Raw genomic sequence first — 1,106 nt, 5'->3', positions numbered from 1 at the left:
TCATTTCGCTGGCGGCGTTGAGTTTCATGGTGCAGGAACCCAGCGGGATCATGGTGCGATCCAGGGCCAGGTCCTTGTCGGCGAGCTTGCGCAGGTAGCGCATCAGCTCGGTTTCCGAGTGATAACGGTTGAACACCGGGTGGCTGAGGATCGGCGACTGGCGCAGCAGGGCGGCCGGGATCGTGCTAACCACGGAAGTGGCGAGGGCGGCGAAGTCCGGCAGGGTTTTGCCGTCAGCCAGCAGGGCCCACAGGGTTTCCACGTCAGCTTGCGAAGTGGTTTCGTCGAGGGACAGGCCCAGACGTTCGGCATCGATTACGCGCAGGTTGATCTGCTGGGCGCGCGCCTGATCGTGCAGCTTGGCGGTGTTGGCGCTGGTGTTCAGGGTCAGGGTGTCGAAGAAGCTGGCTTGCTCGACTTTCAGGCCCAATGCGCTCAAGCCTTGGGCCAGAATCGCGGTCAGGTGATGTACGCGGTTGGCGATCTGGGTCAGGCCTTTCGGGCCGTGGTACACGGCGTACATGCTGGCGATGTTGGCCAACAAGACCTGCGCGGTGCAGATGTTGCTGGTGGCTTTCTCGCGGNGCAGGGCCGGCTTGCCGAAACGGTCGACGGAGACGCCGACCAGACGGCCCGGCATGTCGCGCTTGAATGCATCCTTGGTGGAGAAATACGCCGCGTGCGGGCCGCCGAAGCCCAGCGGCACACCGAAGCGTTGCGCGCTGCCGATGGCGACGTCGGCGCCGAACTCGCCCGGCGGGGTCAGCACGGTCAGGGCCAGCAGGTCGGCGGCGATCGCCACCAGCGCATTGGCGGCGTGGAAGCGTTCGGTCAGTTCGCGGTAGTCGAACACATCACCGTTGCTCGCCGGGTATTGCAGCAGCGCGCCGAAGAACGGCGTCACGTCGCTCAGTTCACGCTCGTCGCCGACCACCACGTCGATGCCCAGCGGCTCGGCCCGGGTGCGCAGCACGTCGAGGGTTTGCGGGTGGCAATGCACGGAAGCGAAGAACGCATGGCTGCCCTTGTTCTTGCTCAGGCGTTTGCAGAAGGTCATGGCTTCGGCGGCGGCGGTGGCTTCGTCGAGCAAGGAAGCGTTGGCGATC

Annotated in this window: 1 pseudogene; it reads right to left on the bottom strand. The window is 65.2% G+C overall.

The features are described from left to right. A pseudogene (locus E3W21_RS31630) lies at nt 1-1,106 on the bottom strand (glycine dehydrogenase (aminomethyl-transferring)); the annotation flags it as partial.

Origin of the sequence: Pseudomonas sp. F01002 (assembly GCF_004402115.1) — a bacterium.
GTDB lineage: Bacteria > Pseudomonadota > Gammaproteobacteria > Pseudomonadales > Pseudomonadaceae > Aquipseudomonas > Aquipseudomonas frigoris.
The sequence above is the reverse complement of the archived record's forward strand: the minus strand, read 5'-3'. Positions and strand labels throughout refer to the sequence as shown.